This is a genomic window from Streptomyces sp. NPDC002130 (genome assembly GCF_040296465.1).
Lineage (GTDB): Bacteria > Actinomycetota > Actinomycetes > Streptomycetales > Streptomycetaceae > Streptomyces.
Genome location: NZ_JBEOXI010000040.1, coordinates 38,538 through 44,579 on the forward strand (window position 1 = coordinate 38,538; position 6,042 = coordinate 44,579).

Consider the following 6,042-nt stretch of genomic DNA (forward strand, 5'->3'; position numbering starts at 1 on the left):
TTCCACCGGGGCCCCTGCGGAACGGCTGCTCGTGCGGGGCTCCTGGTGGGAGCGGTGTCCACTCACCTGTGCGGAGCCCCGCACGCCCGTGCAGGCATGTGCGGGACAATGGCCGGGTGACCTCAGCGACCCGACAGCCCGAGACCGCGGCCGAGACCCTCCCGCCGCGACTGATCGCCACCGACCTCGACGGCACTCTGCTGCGCGACGACAAGTCGGTGTCCCCGCGTACGGTCGCCGCGCTGGCCGCCGCCGAGGAGGCGGGCGTCGAGGTCTTCTTCGTCACGGGCCGCCCGGCCCGCTGGATGGACGTCGTCAGCGAGCATGTGCACGGCCACGGCCTGGCGATCTGCGGCAACGGCGCCGCCGTGGTCGACCTGCACGGCGGCCCCGGCGCCCACCGGTTCGTGAAGGTGCGGGAGCTGGCCCGGGAGAACGCCCTGGACGCCGTACGGCTGCTGCGCGACGCGGCACCGGGCACGGTGTACGCGGTGGAGCAGACCTACGGCTTCTACCAGGAGCCGGCGTACCCGAAGCTGCACATGGAGACACCGGACAGCCTCGCCCCGGCCGAAGAGCTGCTGGGCCCGGACCACCAGTCCGCCGCGGAGCCGGTGCTGAAGATCCTCGCCTACCACCCCGAGATCGACCCCGACGCCTTCCTGACCCTGGCCCGCCTCGCCATCGGCGACCGCGCCGTCGTGACCCGCTCCAGCCCCAGCGCCCTGCTCGAGATCAGCGGCCCGGGAGTGTCGAAGGCCAGCACCCTCGCCCTGTGCTGCGCCGAGCGCGGCATCTCGCACGAGCAGGTCGTCGCCTTCGGTGACATGCCGAACGACGTGGAGATGCTGACCTGGGCGGGCCGGTCGTACGCGATGGGCAACGCGCACCCGGACGTGATCGCCGCCGCCTCGGGCCGGACGGTGGCGAACAACGAGGACGGGGTGGCGGTCGTGATCGAGCGGTTGCTGACGGAACTGCCATAGCCGCCGGAGCCGGGGTGTCTCAGAGGGACACCCCGCGCGCCGCCAGCCACGAGACCGGGTTCACCGACGAGCCCGACTCCGCTGTGATCCGGGCCTCGAAGTGCAGGTGCGGCCCGGTGGAGTTGCCCGTGGTGCCCGACTGGCCGATCCACTGTCCGGGGCTGACGTGTTCCCCCTGGTCGACCGCGAGAGAAGCGAGATGGGCGTACTGCGTGTAATAGCCGCCCGCGTGCTCGAGGACGATCTCCATGCCGAAGGCGCCGCCGCAGGACACCCGCACCACCCGGCCCGCCCCGACGGCCCGTACCGGCGTGCCGATCGGCACCGCGAAGTCCTGCCCGGTGTGCCGGTTCGACCACCGCGCACCACCGCTGCCGTAGGAGGCCGACAGCTCGTACGTCTCGACCGGCGCGACCCAGTCGCCCTCGAGAAACCCCGTCTCCGGCTGGTCGAGCCGGACGGCTCCGCGGCACGCCCCGGCGGCCACCGCGGCGTCCGCCTGCCCCTGAAGCTGTGAGCGCGCCGACTCCAGCTTCTGCTCGATGTCCGCTTTCAAAGCCGCGAGTTGGGTGTTGCGCCGCTCCAGCGCCTGCCACCGGTCCGCGGCCCTGGCCTCGTCCGCCGCCAGCCGTGCCTCGGCCCGCCGGTTCTTGGAGATCGCGTTGTTCACGGCGAGATCCGCCTGCGAGAAGGCGTGCTGACCTCGCATCAGGCTGTCGGGACTGTCGGCGAGGAGCATGTGCGCGGCCACCGGCAGGCCACCACTGCCGCGGTACTGAGCCCGGGCGATCCGGCCGAGATCCTCGTGCAGAGCGGCGATGTGCCGCCGCTGCGCGTCCAGGAGTTCCTCCGCCCGCTGGACCTCGGCCCGCTGCTCCTCGGCCTCCTTGCGGCCGGCCTCGTACTGCTGCGTCGCCACCGCGGCCTCCTCGTACAGCCGCGCCACCTCGGCGCTGAGGCCGGTGTCCGCGCCGGTACCGGTGCCGCTGCCGGGTTCCCCGGGCGCTGCCGTCGGCCGGGCCGCGAGGACGGCCAGCGCACACAGCAGGACCGGAACCAGCAGCCGATGGCGGCGATATGAGCGCATGTCAGCGATCGTCGCCCAGCACCGCGGGCCTGGTCCTGTTCAGGTCCTACGGCTGGGGGACCGGCTGCGCCGAACGGCCCAGTGCACACCGCTCCCGGCCGCTACCGTGCTCCCACCAGCGACTCCGCCGCCGCTTCCCGCTCCGCCATCTCCCGCAGCGGCCCCTCCACTGCCAGCAGGTCCGCGTACCGGCCGCGCTGCACCACCCGCCCCCGGTCCAGCACGATCACCTCGTCGACCGCTTCGAGGCCCGCCAGCCGGTGCGTGATGAGCAGCGTGGTCCGCCCCTCGGTGACGGCCAGCAGATCGGCGGTGAGCGCGTCGGCCGTCGTCAGGTCCAGGTGCTCGGCGGGCTCGTCCAGCACCAGAACGGGGAAGTCGGCGAGAAGTGCCCGGGCCAGCGCCAGCCTCTGCCGCTGTCCTCCCGACAGCCGCGCCCCGTGCTCGCCGACGAGCGTGTCCAGACCGTCGGGCAGGCTGTCCGCCCACTCCAGCAGCCGGGCGCGGCCCAGCGCGGCGCGCAGCTGCTCCTCGGTGGCGTCCTTCCGGGCGAGCAGCAGGTTCTCGCGCAGCGAGCTGTCGAAGAGATGCGCGTCCTGCGCACACAGCCCGACGAGGCCTCGTACGTCGTCGCCGTGCAGCGCGGACGCGTCCACACCCGCGAGCGTGTATGAGCCCGCCTCCGCGTCGAGGAACCGCAGCAGCACCTGCGCCAGCGTGGTCTTGCCGGAGCCGGAGGGTCCGACCACGGCGATCCGACGCCCCTCGTGGAGGGTCAGGTCGAGCGCATCGAGCGCCTCCCGGTCCTGCCCTGCGTGCCGGGCGGTCAGTCCCCTGACGACGACCGGGAACGGCGACGCGGGCGCCTGCCGGGGCCGCTCCGGCTCCCCCACGGGCTCCGGGGCGTCCAGCACCTCGTACACCCGCTCCGCGCTGCGGCGCACGCGCTGCCGGTACTGCACGGCGAGCGGCATCCCGAGCACGGCCTCGAAGGCGGCGAGCGGAGTGAGGACGACGACGGCCATGGCCACGCCGTCGAGCCGCCCGGCGAGGACCGCCTGCGCGCCGGCCAGCGCCGCGGCCGTGACGGTCAGCCCGGAGATCAGCGCGGTGAGGCCGTCGCCCAGGGCGGTGGCCGTGGCGGCCCGCGCGGCATGAACAACGAGATCGCCACCATCGTTGCCCCAGTCGCAAAAGCAGGAGCCGCGTCAGCAGTAGCCGGATTCGTACTCGGAACACTGATCGGCTGGCTGTTCTTTCCCGACGCAATGAAGCCGTGGCAATTCGGCATGATCCTCGCCCTGGTCACGCTGTTGCTGGTTCTCGTCGCCGCCACCCCCTACGTATGGCGCCGGTACAGCGGGCAAAGCTAGCAGTGCAACCCCTCGCAGACGCCCCCCTCGAGGAGCGCACCGACAAGGCCGCCGCACAAAACCGAAACACCCTGTTCAGGCACCGCTCCACAACCGTTGTTGACCGCAGGAAACAGGCAATGATCAGGTAGAATAGACAACGGTGCGCAGCTCCCCTGCGCACCACCACACTCGCCCGAGTCGACGAAGGAGCACCGGTGACCACTGCACGCAACGCACAGTCGCACATGACCGAAGCCCAGATCGACCGAGCCATCGCCGCCGCCACAGCCGGACACCGCATGGCCGGCATGGAACCCAGCGCCACCGACGTCGAAATCGGCCGCCGGCAACTACGCGGAGAAATCACCGGCGACAAAGCCGTTGAACTCGCAGTCGCCGCAGCACTCGCCGAATACGAGGCAGCACAGCCCGAGTGAACGACCCCTACGAGATCGCCCCAGGCGTCCTCAAAAACAAATACGGCATCACCGACCCCGCGAAACTCGCAGTAGTCGAACGCGCAGCCGCCTACCAGCGAATCCTGCAACTCGAAACACAGCCCATACCAGGCAATTTCGACTTCGACCACCTCAAAAAGATCCACCAATTCATCCTGCAAGACGTCTACGACTGGGCCGGCACCCTCCGCACCCGCGACACCGGCGCAGTCGGCATGAACCTCCCACACTGCCGACCCGAACACATCGAAAACCAAGCCGCATTCATCTTCCGCGGAATCGCCAAAGACAACTTCCCCCAAGGACTCCCGAAAGACCGCGCCGTCGACCGACTCGCTTACCACTGGGGTGAAACCACTACCGGTGGAAGTGGATTATTCGATAGGGAACTGTTCACTCTGATGTGAGCGAAGCGCGGGGTAGTCGCCGCGATTGGCGCCGGCGAGACGCGCATAGGTCTCGAACATCGTGACATTGAAGTCGAGCATGTCGGCCAGCACTTTGGCGGGGACGGCTCCGGCGAGGCGGAAGCGAGCGGTCTTTTGCAGCGCAGAGATACTTGTGCCGAGCATGCGCAACTGACCGGTGAGATAGAGCGGATGTCTCGGTCGGCCGGGTTGCCGCCCTGGGAACAGCCAGTCCTGCGGCCCCGCGTCGGGGTGCCGGGCGAGTTGGGTTCGAGCTAGATCCGTCAGCGGTTCGGGAAGCCGCAGCGGCCGGTCACCGACGTGCAGGTCGACGGCATCGCCGGTGTCGTGGAGGTGTGCGTGTTGCAGCGTGAGAATTCTGGCCGCGGTGAAGCCGTAGACGGCGATGAGCAGGCAGGGAAGGCGGACATCGACGGGGATGGTGTCATCACGGACGAGCGTGGCGATGGTCTGTTCGTGATCGCGTTCGGACGCGGTGATGTTAGGCAGTCCTGGTACGAGGGCGGGAACCTCCAGCCGTGGCGCGACACCACGCTCCTGCGCCCAGCCGAGGAACTGAGGCAGCCAGCGTTGCGCGGATCGGACCGCAAGGAACTGCTCGACCCGTCCTTGCGTGACAGCGTCGAGAGGAGTGTCGTGCTCGTCGAGCCAGGTGAGAAAGGCGATCAGTCCGCGGGTTGCGGCCTTGACATGGTTAGCCGCGCCGGGAGTGATATCGCCTGTGCCGCAGCCTTGTTGGGCGCGGCGTAGCAAAACCCACCGGGTATAGGTTGTCAGCACCCGGCGGTGCCCGGCGGGAGCGTCGCCGATGGTGCGGGCCGTCCAGGCTTCGAGGAGATCGGTGTTTGCCCGATCGCGGGGAATCGCTCCGGCGTCGACCAACAGGGCGTGGAGGTAGTCAAGGCCTTTCCCGCCGTGTGTCTGGACGAAGGACACGGCGATCAACGGTGTTCGCCCGGAGGCGATCTCACCCAGAAGGTCGATGTGCGGGCCGTGGCGGAGCCATTTGATGATCTGCGCCGGCCGGGGTCGTGCAAGCAGATGGTCGCGTAGGGCGCGCATCGGCTCACTCAACGTCCCGTCCGGGCCGGCCAGCAGTTCGGTGCAGCGGTCCTCGAGGGTGCAGCGGCCGCAGAGCCTGCCGTAGTAGTGCTCCTCGCCGCCGCAGCGGCGGCAGGCGTAACGGGCCGGCTGGCCCGCGCAGACCGCGCAGACCGCCTCAGCGGTGTCGTCGAGGAACGCGAGGATACGTACTTGGTCGCAGCCAGGACATGAGGCGGGGTTGCGCAGCACACGGTTGTGGCAGGCGAAGCAGTGTGGCCCGGACATGATCACTACGGCGATCTTCTTGTCCTTGCCGCAGGACACGCACCGCCGGGTGGGTGTGGGGTAGCAGTTCAGACAGTGCCACCGGCCGTCGACGTGGCTGGCGACGGTCACGTTCTTTCCGCAGGCGGTGCACTCGAAGGTCGGGAGTGCGCGGCGACGTGCACGCTCACCTCGAGGTGGTCATCCCGAGCCGTCTCGATCACAAGCAGTCCAAGCTGCTCAAGGAATTCAAGCTGCTCCGCGATCGTGACGAGGCCGAGGTTGTCTCGACGGCCTCGCAGAACAGCGGTGGACTGTTCTCGCGCGCCGGCAGGCCCCTCCGCGAGTCGTTCGTCGCCTCCTCCCGAATCCTCACCGCCCCCACCCTCGACCCTCAGGCCGCGACGCGCCTGCTCACCG

At 69.6% G+C, this 6,042-nt stretch carries 6 protein-coding genes and 2 pseudogenes; 5 read left to right on the forward strand and 3 right to left on the reverse strand.

Features of this window, described 5'->3' with window-relative positions:
* Positions 1-116 precede the first annotated feature (116 nt).
* The gene (locus tag ABT116_RS10590) at positions 117-986 is read left to right on the forward strand and encodes an HAD hydrolase family protein (RefSeq protein WP_351630664.1); all 870 of its coding nucleotides are present in this window, start codon (positions 117-119) and stop codon (positions 984-986) included.
* 19 nt (positions 987-1,005) lie between these two features.
* Here ABT116_RS10590 and ABT116_RS10595 read toward each other — a convergent pair whose 3' ends face one another.
* Positions 1,006-2,073, reverse strand: coding sequence for a M23 family metallopeptidase (locus tag ABT116_RS10595; protein ID WP_351630666.1), 1,068 nt, complete (start codon positions 2,071-2,073; stop codon positions 1,006-1,008).
* A gap of 101 nt (positions 2,074-2,174) precedes the next feature.
* Positions 2,175-3,230 (reverse strand): annotated as a pseudogene (gene cydC / locus ABT116_RS10600) (thiol reductant ABC exporter subunit CydC); the annotation flags it as partial.
* Between cydC and ABT116_RS10605 the strand changes: the two are divergent.
* From ABT116_RS10605 to ABT116_RS10615, 3 genes are all read left to right on the forward strand, one after another.
* Positions 3,228-3,446 carry a hypothetical protein gene (locus tag ABT116_RS10605; RefSeq protein WP_219468629.1) on the forward strand — a complete coding sequence of 73 codons (219 nt, stop codon included), beginning with the start codon at positions 3,228-3,230 and terminating at the stop codon, positions 3,444-3,446. The pseudogene cydC and the gene ABT116_RS10605 sit on opposite strands and share 3 nt — an antisense overlap.
* Positions 3,447-3,643: 197 nt before the next feature.
* Positions 3,644-3,865, forward strand: a complete 222-nt coding sequence (locus tag ABT116_RS10610; RefSeq protein ID WP_219468632.1) for an antitoxin VbhA family protein — start codon at positions 3,644-3,646, stop codon at positions 3,863-3,865.
* The gene (locus ABT116_RS10615) at positions 3,862-4,293 is read left to right on the forward strand and encodes a Fic/DOC family protein (RefSeq protein ID WP_311052699.1); all 432 of its coding nucleotides are present in this window, start codon (positions 3,862-3,864) and stop codon (positions 4,291-4,293) included. The genes ABT116_RS10610 and ABT116_RS10615 overlap by 4 nt, the downstream gene beginning before the upstream one ends.
* Here the strand turns inward: ABT116_RS10615 and ABT116_RS10620 are convergent.
* The gene (locus tag ABT116_RS10620) at positions 4,261-5,754 is read right to left on the reverse strand and encodes a site-specific integrase (protein WP_351630670.1); all 1,494 of its coding nucleotides are present in this window, start codon (positions 5,752-5,754) and stop codon (positions 4,261-4,263) included. The two genes, ABT116_RS10615 and ABT116_RS10620, sit on opposite strands and share 33 nt — an antisense overlap.
* Before the next feature lie 35 nt (positions 5,755-5,789).
* Here ABT116_RS10620 and ABT116_RS10625 point away from each other — a divergent pair.
* Positions 5,790-6,042, forward strand: a pseudogene (locus ABT116_RS10625) (hypothetical protein); the annotation flags it as partial.